The organism is Serratia sp. ASV30 (assembly GCF_016428815.1).
In the GTDB taxonomy this organism is placed as follows: Bacteria; Pseudomonadota; Gammaproteobacteria; order Enterobacterales; family Enterobacteriaceae; genus Chania; species Chania fonticola_C.
Window position 1 is genome coordinate 1 of record NZ_JAELTL010000061.1, and the last position, 18089, is coordinate 18089.

Below are 18089 nucleotides of genomic sequence, written 5' to 3' on the forward strand. Positions count from 1 at the left end.
CGGCGGTATCACGAACGTGAGCGATGTCGATAAATCCCCCACGATAGGTGTAGACCAATCCCAATTGCTCACTGCCCAACCCCATCAAGTTGCCGACGGCATTGAAAGCGCTATCATTATAGTGATGTGCGCCAAGCCGATCGGCGTCTACGACGTTACCCAATTGATAAAACGGCACCGGGATGCCTAACGCCTGTACTTTGAGGTTATAGCCAAAGGCACAGCAAGGGCGCAAGCCATTCGGTGGCGAGAGTGGCTCAGTCACCGGCCAGGCAAGAGGGCTCTCACGGGTAGGTTGCGAGGTGATCAGCGTTTCCAGGGCCTTGGCGGGCAGTAACGGGCTAAGCAGCAAAAATATCAGCGCAACAAAACGCATTAAAAAGCTTCTCCTACCTGAAAATAAAACCCGCTGCTTTCACGCCCGACCCCAAAATCGAGCCGTACGTTCATCCGCGGTTTGAATTCAAAACGGTAGCCAACCCCCACCGTCGGCAACCAAGGCCCTTGGCCCAGATCGCCGGTTTTGTGACTTAGGGTTCCGGCTCCTGCCCAAAGAACGTAACCGTGCCGCCAGTTCAATTTGCGGCGATATTCAACCTGGCCGCTGAACGTATTCCTGTCGTGATAACGTCCTTGGTAATAGCCCCGCATCCGTTTGTCGTCCCCCAGTTCGGACAGCCTGTCCCAAGGGACATCGCCAGTGGTCAGACGGCTGTAGACATCGAGTGCCAATACGCTCTTCTCACTCAGACTGTAATAGGCGTTGTATTGGCCTTCAAGGGTATTGAAGCGGCTATCGCCGCCCAATTCTGGCGCGAAATAGGTGTCGCTCAGGCTGAGAAACTGGCCACGGCTGGCATTAGAAACGAAATCGCGCGTATCGTAGTTTAACGAGCCACTGATCCCTGAACTGATCGATGAGGTGCCAGCTGCTTGAGCTTTGAACAGGCTGCTATCTCCCCTATCGGGATCGCTGGCGTGCGTCGAAGAAAAATCCCAGCCAACTCCCGCGTAGGTGGCATTGGCAATACGATACAGCAGCTGTGGCGCTATCTGGAACGATTGCTGGGTGTATTTTTCCTTGTTGCCGTCGTGACGCCCGGCTTGATAACCGGTGCCCCAGAAATAGGTGGGCATATTATTCAAGGAGCCGCTGGCAAAGAAGCGCCATTGGTCGTTAGCGAAAAAGCTGTAGTTTTCAAAGCCAACGCCGAAGGCACCGGTACTGCTGAAAAAGCCCTTCAACGCCAGCGTTGAATTTTGGCTGACGCTATCGAGGCTGTCTGGACGGTACATGCCCACGACAGCGGTGCCGATGCCAAGACCGAGTTCTGGGGTATAAAACGGGCCGGGCAACACACCCCAATCGATGGTTTTACTGCTGTCGAAATGATTATCTGAACCCAGAGGGGCTAGCATTTCATCAACTTGTTGACGCGACAGCAAAGCCGCATGGGCACAGGGCATCAGAACGAGCAGGGTCAGCGCCAGACTGCGGACCGGCATCGCCATCAGAAGCGATATTCACCCGAGACCATAAAGCTGTTGCGTTGGCTAAAGCCAAATTCGGTCAACAGGTTGAAATGCTGCGTAACCTCATATTGTGCGCCAAGCAGCATATTCCAAGGTGATTGTAGATGCTGCTTCACGTCGAAACGGCCTTCTCCTTTCTGGTTGGCGATGGCGATCAGGGGCTGAAGCGCTGCGGGCATCTGCAAATCAGACAGGCTGCCTCTGAACTCCTGCTGCACATCCTGGTACATGCTGCCGACCCACAGGTTCAGATTGCTTTGCCCTTGGATACCGGGTACCTGGAAGCGGTAGCCGACACGGGGTGTCACCGTCAGCGCGGAAATTTGGCCGTCAAGGATATTGAAGCTGGTGCGGGTATAGTTGGTATCGAGCGTGGTGAACCAGTTCTCATAACCCCCGGCTAGCGTGACGCCTGCGCCGTAAGTCGTGCCTTTAAAATCGAGCTTGAAGTCGAGATCGCGCAGTTGCCCGCTTTGGTTCAGACTGTGCACGGCAGACGCGATGATACGATCCAATCCTTTGTATTTACTGGGATCGGCGTCCACAGAGACCTGAGACAACGAGCTGCCTTTGGTATGGCCAACAATGCCGTAAACGTTGAGGAATGGGAGCAGCCAGGTGTCCAGACGCATGGTTTCCGTTTTGCTTTGTTCGCGGGTTTTGCCAACGCCGATGTTGAACAAATCCGACGGAATGGCGAGCGATCCCAGGCCTAGTCCGGAAAAATTGATACTGTCGACATTGATATTCTGCCGCATGTTCATGTAGTTGACGCCAATACCGAATGGCTCTGGCAGCTCATAGCCGCGGGCTCGAGCCTCATCCCCCCAAATCGGCAACATACGATGTTCTGGCTGTGGCGCGGTCATTGGTGTGTTGTGTTGGGCGGTTGGCATCGCCGCACCTTGGGTGAATGGTGGACGTTTTGCTTCATCAATGAGCTGTGCGGTAGAAGTGGCATCAGGCTGTTGCGCCAGAGCGAGGGAAGGAATGCAGGTAATAACGATCAGATTCAGGATTTTATAATGTTGTGGTTTCATTCATTCGACCATTACCCTGATAAATTCATAGAATTTATAGGTATGTAGTGTAAAGGTGCTTGGAGGGTATAATAAAATCCTGTGGTTTGTAGGGGCATTAAGTGCGTCTTGGTCGTGCTATTTCTCAGGTAAGAGCGTCAGGGCACAGTGGATTGCGCCCTGACGATAGAATGGACTTACGGGCGTTTTTTCAGCAGCCGTAAGGCGTTGGCGGTCACCAGCGCGGTTGCCCCAGAGTCTGCCAATACGGCCAGCCACAGGCCGGTCATTCCCAGCAGGGTGGTGACCAGGAAAATCGCTTTCAGCCCGAGCGCAATGGTAATGTTCTGGCGAATATTGGCGTGCGTAGCGCGGGAGATGCGGATCATCTCGGCAACGCCAGTCAACCGGTTGTGCGTCAGCGCGGCATCGGCCGTTTCCAATGCCACGTCTGTACCGCTCCCCATCGCAATGCCAATGCTGGCTGCCTTCATCGCAGGGGCATCGTTGATACCATCGCCGATCATGGCGGTAGGTTGCAACTTGCTCAGCTCGGTTACTGCGTTCACTTTGTCTTCCGGCATTAACCCGGCGCGGTAATCGATCCCCAATTCATTGGCAATAGCGGCCGCAGCGCGCGGGTTGTCGCCGGTGAGCATCACGCCACGAACGCCTAACTGCGCCAACTCGGCAATCGCCTGTTTAGCGTCGCTACGCAGGGTGTCACGCAACGCCAGCAAACCGATAGGCTGCCCGTCCTCTAACACCACCACTGCGGTTTTACCCGCCGTTTCCAGCTTCTCTACCTGGCTGCGCCATTCGCTGGTCAACTGGCTTTCCGTCAACTTGCCCGGTGCGCTGATCAGGATAGTTTTACCGTCAACCTTCCCCTCAACCCCAATACCCGCCAGCGCACGGCGGTTCTCGGCCAGTGGTAACACATCCCCGTTTTGCGCAGCACGGTTGACGATAGCTTGCGCCAAGGGATGGTGTGAGCCCGCCTCGACAGCCGCTGCGATGGCCAGCAGTTGCTGCTCGCTGAGGCCGTCTGCCGGCAGCACGTCGGTCACCGTCGGTTTGCCTTCGGTCAGCGTACCGGTTTTGTCGAACGCGATGGTTTGCACTTGGCCCAACTGTTCTAATGCCGCACCGCCTTTTATCAGCGCGCCCCGGCGTGTGGCCGCCGCAAGGCCAGAAGTGATGGCCGCTGGCGTGGAGATGACCAAGGCGCACGGACAACCGATCAGCAGCAAGGTCAGACCCCGGTAGATCCACATCTCCCAAGGTTCGGCAAACAGCAGCGGTGGCACCAGGATCACCGCCACGGCCAGCAGCATGATCGCCGGAGTGTAGTAACGGCTGAAGCGATCGAGGAAGCGCTCAATTGGTGCGCGGCGCTCTTCGGCCTCTTCAATCAGTTGCAGGATACGGTCGATGGCATTTTTGCCCGGCTCGGAAGTGACTTTCATCTGCGCGGCCTGATCGACGGACAGGCTGCCAGCGGCCACTTTCTGACCCTGTTGGCGTTCTACCGGCACGGATTCACCGGTTAAAGCGCTTTCGTCAAAGCTGGCGAATGGGTTTAGCAACTCGGCATCGGCAGGCAAGCGGCCACCGGGCGCGATCTCTATCACGTCACCAGGGCGCAGGCTGGCCACCGGTACGCGTTTACGTACGCTGCCCTGAATAAGCAGAGCATCTTCCGGCACCAATTCCATCAATGCTTTCACGCCACGGCGTGCACGATTGGCCGCGTAGGATTCCAGCAGTTCCCCCACCATAAACAGCAACAGCACCATGGCCGCTTCGGCGGTGGCACCGATAAACAACGCACCGATGGCGGCAACGCTCATCAGGGTTTCTATGGCAAACGGTGTGCCTGAACGGATCAGGCGCAGGGCTTTGCTGGCAATCGGCACCAGGCCGACCAAGGTGGTGGCGATAAAGGCAATTTCACCCAGACGTGGGTTGAAGAAGTCCAGAACCCAACTGAGCACCATCAGCGCGGAGAGCAGCAGCAGGGGGCCGTACTCACCAAACCGGGAGGCTTTCGGTTCATCACCTATTGCCGCCGGGGTAGTCCCCAGCAGGGTAAAGCCAGCCTGTTTTACCGCGTCCTGGATCCGCACGCTGACGTCGGATTGGGCATCCACCACCAGTTTTTCCGTGGCAAACAGCACGCGAGCGCTGTCGACGCCGGGGATCGACGTTACGGCATTTTCGATTTTCTTGGCACAGCTCGGGCAATCCATGCCGGTGACTTTCCAACTGAAACGCTGGCTGCCGGAAGGGGGAACGGCAGCCAGTCTGTCGCTTTCCTCATCCGGGTCGTCGGGGCCATCGCTACTGCAACAGCTGGCGCCGTGCTCATGGGCCGCTTGATGGTCATGTGCAGCAGTTGCTCCCACCGGAGTTTTTTCAGTGCTACAGCCATGTTGGGTTTTGGCATGGTCATGACTACAACCGCAGCCATGATCGTGGGTATGTTCGTGATGCTGATGTTCTGGGTGATTGTGTGATTTATGAGTCTGCATAGCGCCCCCTTCAGGCAATCCAATATCATCTCAACAAGCACTCTACACCTTGGAGCTGACTCCAGAGTCAAGCGCGATATGAGAATTATTGTTAATTGCAGGGGCGCTACGGATCCGGTTGCCCGAACCCGTAGCCTGCCATTACAGATATAGCGAGCGGACGATGAGGAAATGCCCGGAGAAGTAGCAGAAGGCGACCACGGCATCTGCCGCGCGGAAGGTAAAGCGGTAGCGGTTCAGCAGCCAGACGATATTCGCCAACAGCAGTAGCGAGGTACCCGCCAGCAATGAGAAGCCAAAGTCGGTACTGCGCAGGAAATATTGTTCCCCTGCCAGCCATACCATCAGCAGCGTCATGGCGACCAACGTGGCGATTGGCCACCGCATCTCTTCCAAGCGGCTCCAGATGATGGCCAGCAGCAGCGCACCAATCACCAGCAGCACCAGCGGCAAGGGCCAGAACAGGCTGAAGGTCATCTGGCTGGCAAAGCTCAGGGTATACAGCAGGTGCGAGAGGAAGAAAGCGCCGATAGCGTACAGCACCCGCTCACGCGGCAACAGCAGCAAGGCATCACCCGCCAGCGTCGCCAATAGGCCCAGAACGATCAGGTAACCCGCGGGGCCTAATACCGGAGCCTGCCAGGCCAATAACAGCAACAGTAACAAGGTGACTGGTTTAAACACCCAGCGCTGCCAGCGCGGGCCGCGATAGGAGGCATCAACGAACAACCAACCGGAAAAAAATACGGCAAGGAACGGCCAACTCATATGTCTTCCTTATTTATGATGGGAGCCAGGATAACCAACTCCAGGTTGTTACTTTCCCAGTGTAAGCAGCGCGCGTGGGTTCGACAATGCTTTCTTGTGAATGCTATGTTTACGCGGTTTTAGGCGTGAATGAAATTCGCCGGATAAAAAGAGGAAAACCGTCAATGAGTAAGCCACCGTTGTTCTTTGTTGCCGTGATCGCGCTGATTGCGGTGCTGGCGACCCGCCAATACCTCAACAAACGCCGCCAGGATGCGGATAACGACCGCCAGCCGGTGCGTACATTGCAGGTGGAAGTCAGCGCCAAGCGGGAGTTCCCCTCGCCGAATCGTCGCTCGCGGCAGCGGGAAAACATCGTGGTGGAAGATATGCGTTACGAAGTGTACTTCCGTCCGTTGACGGGCGGCAGCGAGATCAAAATACCGTTGCCGCAGCAGCAATATAATCAGATAGATAAAGGCGCTCAGGGTACGCTGAGCCTACAGGGCACCCGTTTTATCTCCTTCACGGCGCAGAAATCGTAGGGGCGTTAATTGCTGGTTGCTGACAGCTTGCGTTGCACTGAGAGCAGGGTACGGCGTCTTATCCAACCGCTAGCGGGCCGAATAAGCGCCCAGTAGCAGGCAAATAGCGCTTTGACCCGTGGCGTAGGGCACCAGACGAAGGTTTCTGTTCGCAGCCGGGTATGTCCAGCGTTGTCTTGTATGACCATAAAACGCAGCACCAGCTTGGCGGCCGCGGGATCGGTAAAATGGTGAAACTCGTCGGCACTTTCCAGCTTGTGCACGCCCAATTCCGGCCGCCAGAATCGACCAGCCAATCCAAAAGAAACTTCATGGCTATTTTGCTGCAGCAGGGTAAAGGTGTCGAAACCAAAGGCTGCCGGGGGAGTTTGCCTGGTGCCGAAGAAGCGTTGGCGTAACCTGCCGGGCAATTGACGCAGCATCAGCAAACGTCGGATGAAGGGATCTTCCTCCATATCCAGAGCGAGCACCGCCTGGATAATGGCTTCAGGCGAGGCATCAATGGGATGAGACTGATGTTTCTCATAAAAGCTGAAGGCGGGAAGATAAGCGGGCGCGCCTTGCCAGCGCCGACACTCCTGTTCATTAACGAATCCCAATAATGCCATCATCCGTTCCTTACGTTTAAAGGATTTACCGGCTAGCAACGGGACGCGGTAGGCTGCGCCCGCTAAAAGGTTATTTTTTCTTCAGTGGCGGCTGCTTTTTCTGCCAGTCCAACAGCTCAAACACGCCAAAAATAAAGATCTTGGTTTCCAGCCAGCGGCTGATGGGCTGATCTTTCGGCTGGGTGGATTTCAGTAGCACCAGCTGTAGCCCGTGCATCACCACCATAAAGAACAAGGCTACGTTGATGAAGTAGGTCAGTGGTTTGGGGTACGGGTGGAACAGGTTGGTGAGCAGAAAGCCCCACACGCAAAGCATCAGCAGACGGCCCAGATTAATCAGCATGTTCGGTTTTCTCTTCAAGGGTACGGAGGTAAAGTCGGTAGGCTACCTGGCCGGCAACCTTCTCGCGGTGCAGCGTCCAGGTCGCAGGAACATCGGTGGCGGCGCTTTCGGCTTCGGCCTCAACGTAAATCCAGGCCTCGTTCGCTAACCAACCCTGTTTCTCCAACAGCGCGACAGTTTCGGCCAGCAGCCCTTTGCGGAATGGGGGATCGAGAAACACCACGTCAAAAGGTTGCCCGTTGCCTGCCAACCAGGTTAAGGCATTGGTATTAACGACGTTGCCATTGCCTTGCAACAGCGCCAGGTTTTTCCCCAACTGTTGGGCTACTGGCCGCTCGTATTCCAGCAGCGTGGCGCTTTCGGCATAGCGCGACAAGGCTTCCAATCCCAACGCACCGCTACCCGCGAAGCAGTCCAGACAGCGAGCCCCACGGATCACCGGGGCTAACCAGTTGAACAAGGTTTCGCGTACGCGGTCGGTGGTTGGCCGCAGCCCTTCGCTGTTGGGCACCGGCAGTTTGCGCCCGCGCCATTGGCCGCCAATGATGCGGATCTGGCCAGCGGAGGCCGTCTGCGGTTTTTTGAGCGCGCCGCGCGGTGGTTGTTTTGCCATAAAGAGTCTTAATCAGTTGCGGGGTTAACGAAAAGTTACCGCTATTCTATACCCAATCGTTAATAAGTTGCAGCCCGGAGGCGATGGGGCGCAGTACAGGCAGAGGGGGCAGTAAAACTACCTCTATGAAAGCATTGCCGATGCGTGTTGCTGTGCCAGGGAAAGTGATAGACTCGGCGAATTAATTTTTCGCATTTGCAAGCCATTGGTACGGAGTAGGGTCAGAACATGGCAAAAGATAAAAAACGTGGGTTTTTCTCCTGGCTGGGCTTCGGCCAGAAGGAAGAAGAGCAGCAACAACCTGAATCTGCCGCAGAACAGGCGGAACAGCAGGCCGCAGAAACCCCGGCTGCCCCCAAACTGGACGATAAGCTTCCTGCCCAGGAATCTGCTCCAGCCGCCACCAAAGATACCCCAGGGGAGTGGGATAGCAGCCTGAGCGGCGAGCCTATCACCGAAAATATCCTGCCGCTGGACGAGCACCACGCTGAGCCGGTGGCGATCGAAGAAGTTACCGTAGCGCAACAGCCTGAGCTGCAAGCAGAAGAACCAGAGGTGATTGAAGCGGTAATCGAAGCGCCTGCTGAAGTTATCGAGCCTGAGCCAGAGGTGGTTGAAGCGGTAATCGAAGCGCCTGCCGAGATTATCGAACCTGAGCCAGAGGTGATTGAAGCGGTAATCGAAGAGCCTGCTGAAATTATCGAACCTGAGCCAGAGCTGATTGAAGAGGCTATCGAGCCAGAACGGGAAGCGGAACCTGAACAGTCTGAACTGCTGGCTCCGGCGGTAACGCAAGAGCAAGAACGCCCAAGCAAAGAAGGCTTCTTCGCACGCCTTAAACGCAGCCTGCTGAAAACCAAGCAGAACCTGGGCTCCGGTTTTATCGGCCTGTTCCGCGGCAAGAAGATCGACGACGATCTGTTCGAAGAGCTGGAAGAACAACTGTTAATCGCCGACGTTGGCGTAGAAACCACTCGTAAAATCATTGAGTCTCTGACTCTGCACGCCAGCCGTAAGCAGCTGAAAGACGCCGAATCGCTGTATGGCAAACTGAAAGAAGAGATGGCGGAAATTCTCGCCAAGGTGGATCAGCCACTGGATGTCGGTGGCAAAACGCCATTCGTGATCCTGATGGTTGGCGTCAACGGCGTGGGTAAAACCACCACCATCGGCAAGCTGGCGCGTCAGTTCCAGGCAGAAGGTAAATCGGTGATGCTGGCCGCAGGCGACACCTTCCGCGCCGCTGCGGTTGAGCAGTTACAGGTTTGGGGTGAGCGTAATCGCATTCCGGTCATCGCTCAGCATACCGGTGCCGACTCTGCTTCGGTGATCTTCGACGCGGTGCAGGCGGCAAAAGCCCGCAATATCGATGTGCTGATCGCCGACACTGCCGGTCGCCTGCAGAACAAGGCTCACCTGATGGAAGAGCTGAAGAAGATCGTGCGGGTGATGAAAAAACTGGACGAGCAGGCCCCCCATGAGGTTATGCTGACTCTGGATGCAAGCACCGGACAAAATGCGGTTAACCAGGCGAAATTATTTAATGAAGCCGTGGGCCTGACCGGCATAACGCTGACTAAACTGGACGGTACCGCCAAAGGCGGGGTGATCTTCTCCATCGCCGATCAGTTTACTATCCCGATCCGTTACATCGGCGTTGGTGAAGGCATCGAAGATTTGCGGCCGTTTAAGGCTGATGATTTTATTGAGGCACTTTTTGCCCGAGAGGATTGATACGGATGATTCGCTTTGAACAGGTCAGTAAAGCTTATCTGGGCGGACGGCAAGCCCTGCAGGGGGTAGATTTTCATCTACGTCCGGCGGAGATGGCGTTTCTGACCGGCCATTCCGGCGCAGGGAAAAGTACCCTGCTGAAACTGATTTGTGGGATTGAGCGGCCAAGCGCCGGTCATATCTGGTTTAGCGGCCATGACATCAGCCGGTTGAAAAACCGCGAGGTGCCTTTCCTGCGCCGCCAGATCGGCATGATTTTCCAGGATCACCATCTGCTGCTGGATCGTACGGTGTATGACAACGTGGCAATGCCGCTGGTTATCGCCGGAGCCAGTACCGAAGATATCCGTCGCCGCGTTTCGGCTGCGCTGGACAAGGTCGGGCTGCTGGATAAAGCGAAGAACTTCCCCATTCAGCTTTCCGGTGGTGAGCAGCAACGCGTTGGCATTGCCCGCGCGGTGGTGAACAAGCCAGCGGTACTGTTGGCGGACGAACCGACCGGTAACCTGGACGACGCCCTGTCGGAAGGGATCCTGCGCCTGTTTGAAGAATTTAACCGGGTTGGGGTGACGGTGCTGATGGCAACCCACGACACCGGGCTGATCGCCCGTCGCAATTACCGCATCCTGACGCTGAGTCAGGGCCGTATGTTAGGGGGCGCACACCATGGCGAATAATGCAAAAACCGCCAAGAGCAAGGCACTGCGCGGTGGCTGGCGTGAACAGTGGCGCTATGCCTGGATGAACGCCATTGCCGATATGCTGCGCCAACCGCTGGCAACGCTGCTGACCGTGATGGTCATCGCTATCTCCCTGACGCTGCCGAGCGTTTGCTACATCGTCTGGAAGAACGTCAGTACCGCGGCAACACAGTGGTACCCAACGCCACAGCTGACGGTGTATCTGGATAAATCCCTCGACGATGACGCAGCGGTCAAAGTGCTGGATGCCATCAAGGCCGAGGCCGGGGTGGAGAAGGTGAACTACCTGTCGCGTGAAGAGGCGCGGGGCGAGTTCCGCAACTGGTCTGGTTTTGGTGGCGCACTGGATATGCTGGAAGAAAACCCGCTGCCAGCCGTGGCGATCGTCACGCCGCAGATGAGTTTCCAGAGTTCCGATACGCTTACCACCCTGCGCGATCGCGTGGCGGCGGTGCAGGGCGTGGATGAAGTCAGGATGGACGACAGCTGGTTTGCCCGCCTGGCGGCGCTGACCGGGTTGGTGGGCCAGGTGGCCTTGATGATCGGCATACTGATGGTGGTGGCGGTGTTCCTGGTAATTGGTAACAGCGTGCGTCTGAGCATCTTCAGCCGTCGCGATACCATCAACGTGATGAAGCTGATCGGTGCTACCGACGGCTTTATCCTGCGGCCGTTCCTTAATGGTGGTGCAATGCTCGGCTTCTTCGGCGCGCTGTTGTCGCTGGTTCTGTCTGGCGCACTGGTGTGGAAGCTGGAGTCGGTAGTGACCAACGTGGCGAAGGTATTTGGCACCACCTTTACCCTGCATGGCCTGGGTTGGGATGAGGCGCTGTTGCTGCTGCTGATCTCGGCGATGATTGGCTGGATTGCCGCCTGGTTGGCCACCGTGCAACATTTACGCCGATTTACACCACAATAGTGAATTTTTGGTATACTCTTCTCCTGCTGCGGCCCGGTTGCCGTGCTGCGGGAGAAGAGCTGCCAGACCTCAATATCTCCGATCTCTTCTCAAACGCACAAATTCCCAATCAACCTGAGCTTGCATGACGTATTGTCGTGTGCACTGTGTGTGAAAAACGGTGAACTTTTGGGGTTGAGCACGGTCCAAATCTGCAGCAAATGTTTAGGTGCCCGGCGTGTGGAACCGCTTTTGCAACAGCAACTGCCGTAAGATCACTAACTCCCCCGCCGTGAAATCACCTGCATGACCAGTTTTATCAAGAGAGGGTTTTGAATGACCAAAGAAATGCGCACTTTAGCCTTAGTCCCACAGGGCAGCTTGGAAGCCTACCTGCGGGCAGCCAACACCTATCCGATGCTGACGGCAGAGGAAGAGCGGGAACTGGCTGAACGGCTGCATTATCAGGGCGATCTGGAAGCAGCTAAGCAGCTCATCCTGTCTCACCTGCGCTTTGTCGCTCATATTGCCCGTAACTATTCAGGGTACGGTTTGCCGGTGGCAGATCTTATCCAGGAAGGTAATATCGGCCTGATGAAGGCCGTGCGTCGCTTCAACCCAGAGGTTGGCGTACGTCTGGTGTCCTTTGCGGTGCATTGGATCAAGGCAGAAATTCACGAGTACGTGCTGCGCAACTGGCGTATCGTCAAAGTGGCGACCACCAAGGCACAGCGCAAGCTGTTCTTCAACCTGCGTAAAACCAAGCAGCGTCTGGGCTGGTTCAACCAGGATGAAGTGGAGCTGGTCGCGCGCGAGCTGGGTGTCACCAGCAAAGACGTGCGTGAGATGGAGTCGCGCATGGCGGCACAGGACATGACCTTTGACCCAACGCCGGAAGACGAAGGGCGTGACGGTCATGCCATGGCCCCAATGCTCTATCTGCAAGATAAAAGCTCGGACTTTGCCGAAGGGATCGAAGAAGATAACTGGGAAAGCAACGCCGCAGACAAACTGACCTATGCGCTGGAAGGTCTGGACGAGCGTAGCCAGCATATCATCCGCGCCCGCTGGTTGGACGACGACAACAAGTCCACCCTGCAAGAGCTGGCCGATCAGTACGGCGTCTCTGCTGAGCGTGTGCGTCAGCTTGAAAAGAACGCCATGAAGAAACTGAAGATGGCGATCGAAGCCTGATACTGATATAGCGCTTAACGCTCGAAAAGCCCGGCTTGCCGGGCTTTTCTGTTTTTATCACACGACTTACTTACCTGCTCGCTACATAGTTCGGTGCGCTGCATGCTGCACCCGCTTAGCATTATTAGCCTTCATCCCAGCCCTCTCCCACTGTATGCCCGAGGGCGTTATAAATACTTGTTTGGGGGAGAGGGATCTAGCCCGAAGCCGCAGTTGGATGCAGGGGATAACTTAGGACGCGGACGGTTCCCTCTCCCTTCGGGAGAGGGTTAGGGTGAGGGGGCCGTTCACTAGTTGGCTGCGGTATCAAACTCCGGTGCCGGGCAGTTGTAGCCAAACTTGGTCCCCCACTCAAACTGGGTGCCGTTCTTGATATAACGCTGATACAGCGCCCGGCCAGTCTTGGCGTCGCGGGCTATCACCCAACCAGCGGCATTACACAGCACGGCTGCATAAGCCTGGCTTTTCGGTGGCAGCAGATCGGCGGCCTTTTGTGCCAGATCCACCGCCTGCCAGCGGTAATGCAGGAAACGGTTATCCGCGTCTGGCAACGATTTCTTGGCCCGTGCCGCTTCCGCCGCGCTGATCCAACTCTTGTCTTTGATATCCTTGGTGTTGAAAGCATCCCCCAGATAGGAATACCCTGCGCCATAAATATTGTAATCCGGCGTCATTTCGTAACCGGTGAAATCCAACCCCTGCGAGCGCAACAGCGCCGCCGCCTGATAGTAGCTTTTGGCGCGTGCGTTCTTATCCGCCGATTTATCCTTCGCCGCTTTCATCAGGTTGGCAAAGTCCTGCGCCGCCTGGCGGTAGTTCGGAATGGCAAAGTAGTTCACCGCTTCCTCATAGCGGCCAGCGCGCATCATGCGCCGTGCCAGCAATTCACGCAGTTGAACCTCTTGGGTGATCCGCTCGCCATTGTATTCGTCAGGTTTGACCGGCTTGAGCGGCGTGGTGGGCGCTGGTGCATGCTTATCCACAAAGCCTTTCAGCTCATCGACCGTCAGCACCCGCTCGGCGATATCCGCCACGTCTGCCCAGTAGTTTTCTTTGCCGCGATACATCAGATCCATCGCTTGCAGATAATCACCCCTGTTCAGCGCCAGAATGGCCTGCTCACCGGCAACTCGGCAATCCGGCACGATCATTTCGGCTGCGAAGTCTTCGTTACGCTGTTCTCCCCAGCTTTCATCCGTCGGGAATGCGGCTGCGGCTTTGGCATAGGCGGCAGTGGCGGCTTTCACATCACCATCACGCAGGGCCATTTTGGCACGTAACCACCAGGCTAAACCGCCATCACCCGCATTTTTCAGCAGGTTGGCCGCCATGGCATATTGCCCGGAACGATAGGCCAGCGCCGCCAGCCGGTCGCTACCACTGAAACCACTTTTAACCGAGTCATTGAGCAACGTCAGGGTCTGATCGACAAGCTGTTTGGCACCGGTCTCACCGTTAATGATGCCGGACATCTCCAGATTACTGCTGCGGGCGAACAGCTCAATGGTGACCAACTGCTGCACCAGCGGATCGTGAATGGCCTGTTTTAACGCCTCTACATGCTGCGGGTTGATCAAATAGCTGGAGATATACTGCAACGAAAGTCCGCCATCGGGATCGCCTTGAGCGGCCTGCTGGGCATACAGTTGTGCTGCCGGAGCGATTTCCCCGAGCCACAAATGAATACGCGCTTGCTGGCCCAGGCTACTCAGCGCCAGTTGATCGGGATCGGCAGTACCACTTTTCACCTGGTCGATCACCTGCTGGAAGGCGGCCAGGGCCTGCTCAAGCTGAGCTTTCTCCGGATGTTTCACCACCGGCTCGCTACCGGATTCGTTTTCCGGCGTGCCATGATCGTCCATCAGCAGGCGGCCAAGCGAGTATTGCGCCCGTAACCCCCATGCTCCCTGCTCGGCGGCTGGCAATGCCAACACCTGTTGGAAATATTGCGACGCCCGAGGATCTTCTGCGGCAAAGGCTACCGCCCCCAGCGTGTATAAGCGCGCGGCATTAGATAGCCCTTGCGCATTTACCGCGTCGGCTTCTTCTACGGTCTTGGTTGCCCGCATTTGGGCAATGGCTTGCTGTTCTGGCGAGAGGGGCATCGGTTTTGGCGGCGTCGCCGGTGCTTCGGCCTGCCAGCGTGGCAGCTGCGGGTCTACCGGCACCAGACGGGTGGCTTCGAAAGCGAAGTTGCCCTCAGGCATATACAGCAGGGTGCCGTTGCGGTTGACCAGCAGGCGATTGGGGAAGTCTGGCCCACAGGCCTGGCCGCTCAGCGGCACCATCAATGCTGCGGCGATCAGTGATGCTAACGGAAACGCACGGCGACGATGCCCTGCTGTGTGCAAATCAAGGTATGACATGGGTGCCTCCTGGCATGATCTGTTGGCAGCGTAGCCAGCCCAAGGGGCGTGATTGCCCTGCTCGTAGCTGATCGCCGCTAATGCGGATAAAGCGTTGGGGTTCCGATGGTGTTGCCAACTGGTAATGACCTACCGCGTCGGCGGCTAGGCAACCTTCTGCCTGAATGTGGATCTCACGCGGTAACGGTGCATCCACCGGTCCCTGATTCTCAATAATCAAATCATACAGCCCATTTTGCTGTGGCTGCGGCAAAAACTTAACCTGCCAGTTAGTGAGCAATGGCTGATGCTGGATCACTGCCCGTAGCGTCGCCATCGACCAGGCGCGGCGATCGTTTTCCAGTGGCAGGCGGAACCAGATAATGCCGCGCAGACGTGGCAGTGGGCGTTGTGCGAGCTGCTGCAAAAAATCGGCAACCTGCTGCGGTGCCACGGTCAGTTCCTGGATCCTGCCTGCCATGCGCTGCGAGACTTCGCTTTCAACCAGAGCCCCCTGGGCATCGAACCCTAGCAGAGCCATGCCGTAGGCTGGCAGGGCGATACGGAAGGGTTTAGGGCTAAGGCGCGCGTACTGGCGTGTCCACTCCAGCGCCAACTGGCCGTCGAATAAACCTTGTGTGGGGGAGAGCACTGCATGCACCTGAAGCACCGAGCTGTCTACCTGTTGCAGTACGCCGGGCAGCGCCGGGGATCCGATCCAGGCGGGCAGGACGGTGATGCCTAGCTGTAATGAAGAGGGAAGCCGTTGGCGCAGTTGGCGCAGAAATTGTTGATATTTGGGCAGCCGTGCGGTGGCGGCGTCATGGTCGATCTCCACGCCAATCATCGGTAAACCGGCCGCCTGCCAGCGTTGCAGCTGTTGTTGCAGACGTGTATAGATGGCGGTCTCATCCAACTGCATCAATTGCCCGTCTACCCGCACTACCAGCCATAGCGGGCGGCCATCCTGTTTCAGCAGGGCGGTATTGACCGTAATGTCCCGGAAACCCTCACGGGGGTGCACCTGCAAACCCAACACGCGCAAGGTAGTAAACAGGTCACGGCTGGTAGCCAGCGCCTCTGCGTGCTGTGGCGTCCACACCCTTTGCCAAATGTAGGCCTGCTGATCCCAAGGCTGATGAAGATTCATCGCCTGGTAGCGCCCTGCAAACCAGGCCATTATTGCGAGCAGCATAATGACGATCAGAGCTATCCAACGTTTCATTTTTGCCAGCAATCGCCCCGAGCCTGGAAGCCGCAGGCGCGCATAAAGTTGCCTACCTCACCACGTTCACGTGCTGCCAATCCGGCAGTATCCAGTTGCCAATGTTGTACCTGTGGTAATTGGCGTTGGGCATCTTCCATCAGATACAGCCCCACGCCACGGCGGCGTGTCACTTCGCGCACCAGCAGATCGTGCAATTGGGCGCTCTGGCCCTCTATCTCGATTTTTACCGCTCCCAGCAGCCGCTCGTTAAATCGGGCGGCAAACAGTGCTTTACCCTCCTCCAACCAGCTTAGCCACTGCGCAGGTTGTTGATGTGGCCAGATTTTACCAAGGTCGATAAGGTCTTGTGGGGACAAGCTGGTCAAGCGTTCAATGGTCAGTTTCATGCCGGATTTCCGCACCGATAAAGGATGTCGACAGTGTAATGGATCTTGCACAGAGCGTTGTGTAAGTTTTTCTATACGAGGTCTGCGCGAAATGTTTTTTGCTGCGAGCATTTTCCGAGTAAACGATTGGTTAATGAGGTGTTAACCAGCATATCACGCTGTTCCTTGCGCTAAACAGCGCAGAATTAATCCGGATTTTATCCTGTTTACACCGCTTGTTTCTGGCATTGGGAGTTGCTTTGCAGAAGAAAACTCCTGTTTAATGGCATGAAAAATAAAGTCTTATTAGAAAATATTGTCGCGAATCTACCTAAATCATTATTACTTATAGATAAAAGCGATTTACCGGCGTTTTGCAAGCCACGGTCAGTTGGACGTTACTTGCAATCTGCCGGGTAGAAACAATGATTAGGTGTGACAAATACAACAGAAACACTCACAACGACAGATGGGGATTATGCGGATGAAATTAACTAAGGGTAAAGCGCTGCTGGCCGGTTGTATCGCGATGGCTATCGGCCATGTCGCTGTGGCAAAAGACATCAAGATTGCCGTAGTGGGCGCCATGTCCGGCCCGGTGGCGCAGTATGGTGATATGGAGTTCACCGGTGCGCGTCAGGCGATTGCCGATATCAACGCCAAAGGCGGGATCAAGGGCGATAAGCTGGTGGCGGTAGAGTATGACGATGCCTGTGACCCGAAACAGGCGGTAGCGGTAGCCAACAAGGTCATCAATGACGGCATTCGTTACGTGATCGGCCACCTGTGCTCGTCTTCGACCCAGCCGGCTTCCGACATCTATGAAGACGAAGGCGTGATCATGATCACTCCGGCGGCGACCAACGCCGATCTGACCACCCGTGGTTACAAGATGATCATGCGCACCACCGGCCTGGATTCCGATCAGGGTCCAACGGCTGCCAACTACATCCTCAACGAGATTAAGCCCAAGCGTATCGCCGTGGTCCACGACAAGCAGCAATACGGTGAAGGCCTGGCGCGTTCAGTGCGTGACAGCCTGAAAAAGCAGGGTACCGACGTAGTGCTGTTTGAAGGTATCACCGCTGGGGATAAAGATTTCTCTACCCTGGTGGCTCGCCTGAAGAAAGAAAACGTCGATTTCGTCTACTTCGGCGGTTACTACCCGGAGATGGGGCAGATCCTGCGTCAGGCCAAACAGGCGGGCATGACTACTCGCTTCATGGGGCCGGAAGGTGTGGGTAACTCCTCGCTGTCCAATATCGCCGGTGCTGCGTCTGAAGGCATGCTGGTGACGCTGCCAAAACGTTACGATCAGGTGCCAGCCAACCAGCCGGTAGTTGATGCATTAAAAGCCAAGAAGCTGGATCCGACAGGGCCATTTGTCTGGACCACCTATGCAGCACTGCAATCGCTGGTCACCGGGATGGAGCGTAGCGGTAGCCAGGAGCCGGCAGATATCGTCAAAGATCTGAAAACCGGCCAACCGGTGGCAACCGTGATGGGGCCACTGAGCTGGGATGACAAAGGCGATCTGAAAGGCTTCGAGTTCGGGGTGTTTGAATGGCATGCCGACGGCTCATCAACGCCGATTAAATAAGCCCGTTTAAGGTGGCCTCTGCGCTTTTTGGGCGCGGAGGCCACCTCGACAGCAAAATCTACAAACCGGGAATTCCCGGAGC

General features: G+C 56.3%; 17 protein-coding genes. 6 read left to right on the forward strand and 11 right to left on the reverse strand.

From position 1 onward, the window contains the following. The 5 genes from JHD74_RS21250 to JHD74_RS21270 all read right to left on the reverse strand — a co-directional run. A partial coding sequence (locus tag JHD74_RS21250; RefSeq protein WP_199063466.1) for a DUF4056 domain-containing protein occupies positions 1–376 on the reverse strand: 376 nt, incomplete at its 3' end. Then, the gene (locus tag JHD74_RS21255; protein WP_199063467.1) at positions 376–1512 is read right to left on the reverse strand and encodes a BamA/TamA family outer membrane protein; all 1137 of its coding nucleotides are present in this window, start codon (positions 1510–1512) and stop codon (positions 376–378) included. The genes JHD74_RS21250 and JHD74_RS21255, both read right to left, overlap by 1 nt. Then, positions 1512–2429, reverse strand: a complete 918-nt coding sequence (locus JHD74_RS21260) for a hypothetical protein (protein ID WP_233169625.1) — start codon at positions 2427–2429, stop codon at positions 1512–1514. The genes JHD74_RS21255 and JHD74_RS21260 overlap by 1 nt, the downstream gene beginning before the upstream one ends. A gap of 320 nt (positions 2430–2749) precedes the next feature. After that, complete coding sequence (locus JHD74_RS21265; protein ID WP_199063469.1) at positions 2750–5086, reverse strand: zinc/cadmium/mercury/lead-transporting ATPase; 2337 nt, start codon at positions 5084–5086, stop codon at positions 2750–2752. Between the two features lie 141 nt (positions 5087–5227). Continuing rightward, positions 5228–5854 (reverse strand): lysoplasmalogenase, encoded by a 627-nt coding sequence (locus JHD74_RS21270; RefSeq protein WP_021181510.1) that lies wholly within the window; start codon positions 5852–5854, stop codon positions 5228–5230. A 164-nt stretch (positions 5855–6018) separates the two neighbouring features. Between JHD74_RS21270 and JHD74_RS21275 the strand changes: the two genes are divergently transcribed. Next, on the forward strand, positions 6019–6378 hold the full coding sequence (locus JHD74_RS21275; RefSeq protein ID WP_021181509.1) for a DUF2500 domain-containing protein: 360 nt from the start codon (positions 6019–6021) through the stop codon (positions 6376–6378). Positions 6379–6383: 5 nt separating this feature from the next. Here JHD74_RS21275 and JHD74_RS21280 read toward each other — a convergent pair whose 3' ends face one another. The 3 genes from JHD74_RS21280 to rsmD form a co-directional block, all read right to left on the reverse strand. Continuing rightward, positions 6384–6989 carry a hypothetical protein gene (locus tag JHD74_RS21280; protein WP_029711276.1) on the reverse strand — a complete coding sequence of 202 codons (606 nt, stop codon included), beginning with the start codon at positions 6987–6989 and terminating at the stop codon, positions 6384–6386. 67 nt (positions 6990–7056) lie between these two features. Continuing rightward, the gene (locus JHD74_RS21285) at positions 7057–7329 is read right to left on the reverse strand and encodes a DUF1145 family protein (protein ID WP_021181508.1); all 273 of its coding nucleotides are present in this window, start codon (positions 7327–7329) and stop codon (positions 7057–7059) included. Next, on the reverse strand, positions 7319–7942 hold the full coding sequence (rsmD, locus tag JHD74_RS21290) for a 16S rRNA (guanine(966)-N(2))-methyltransferase (protein ID WP_024529570.1): 624 nt from the start codon (positions 7940–7942) through the stop codon (positions 7319–7321). Before rsmD ends, JHD74_RS21285 begins: the two co-directional genes overlap by 11 nt. Before the next feature lie 228 nt (positions 7943–8170). On the opposite strand from rsmD, the gene ftsY reads away from it, so the two are divergent. The 4 genes from ftsY to rpoH all read left to right on the forward strand — a co-directional run bounded on the left by ftsY (position 8171) and on the right by rpoH (position 12469). After that, complete coding sequence (gene ftsY / locus JHD74_RS21295) at positions 8171–9676, forward strand: signal recognition particle-docking protein FtsY (protein ID WP_199063470.1); 1506 nt, start codon at positions 8171–8173, stop codon at positions 9674–9676. Positions 9677–9681: 5 nt separating this feature from the next. Beyond that, positions 9682–10353 (forward strand): cell division ATP-binding protein FtsE, encoded by a 672-nt coding sequence (ftsE, locus tag JHD74_RS21300; protein WP_024529572.1) that lies wholly within the window; start codon positions 9682–9684, stop codon positions 10351–10353. After that, a complete protein-coding gene (ftsX, locus tag JHD74_RS21305; RefSeq protein WP_024484638.1) occupies positions 10343–11296 on the forward strand; it encodes a permease-like cell division protein FtsX in 954 nt (317 codons plus the stop codon). The genes ftsE and ftsX overlap by 11 nt, the downstream gene beginning before the upstream one ends. A 315-nt stretch (positions 11297–11611) precedes the next feature. Further along, positions 11612–12469: an RNA polymerase sigma factor RpoH gene (gene rpoH / locus JHD74_RS21310; protein WP_074030142.1), complete on the forward strand. Its 858-nt coding sequence runs from the start codon at positions 11612–11614 to the stop codon at positions 12467–12469. Positions 12470–12759: 290 nt separating this feature from the next. Here rpoH and JHD74_RS21315 read toward each other — a convergent pair whose 3' ends face one another. From JHD74_RS21315 to panM, 3 genes are read right to left on the reverse strand one after another with little or no spacing between them, the layout of a single operon-like run. After that, the gene (locus JHD74_RS21315) at positions 12760–14835 is read right to left on the reverse strand and encodes a hypothetical protein (protein WP_199063471.1); all 2076 of its coding nucleotides are present in this window, start codon (positions 14833–14835) and stop codon (positions 12760–12762) included. Beyond that, the gene (locus JHD74_RS21320) at positions 14822–16039 is read right to left on the reverse strand and encodes a DUF3142 domain-containing protein (RefSeq protein ID WP_199063472.1); all 1218 of its coding nucleotides are present in this window, start codon (positions 16037–16039) and stop codon (positions 14822–14824) included. The genes JHD74_RS21315 and JHD74_RS21320 overlap by 14 nt, the downstream gene beginning before the upstream one ends. Continuing rightward, entirely contained in the window at positions 16036–16428 is a 393-nt protein-coding gene (panM, locus tag JHD74_RS21325; protein ID WP_024529575.1) for an aspartate 1-decarboxylase autocleavage activator PanM, read from the reverse strand. The genes JHD74_RS21320 and panM overlap by 4 nt, the downstream gene beginning before the upstream one ends. Before the next feature lie 463 nt (positions 16429–16891). Here panM and JHD74_RS21330 point away from each other — a divergent pair, with 463 nt between their 5' ends. After that, positions 16892–18007, forward strand: a complete 1116-nt coding sequence (locus tag JHD74_RS21330; RefSeq protein WP_065685453.1) for a branched-chain amino acid ABC transporter substrate-binding protein — start codon at positions 16892–16894, stop codon at positions 18005–18007. Positions 18008–18089 lie beyond the last annotated feature (82 nt).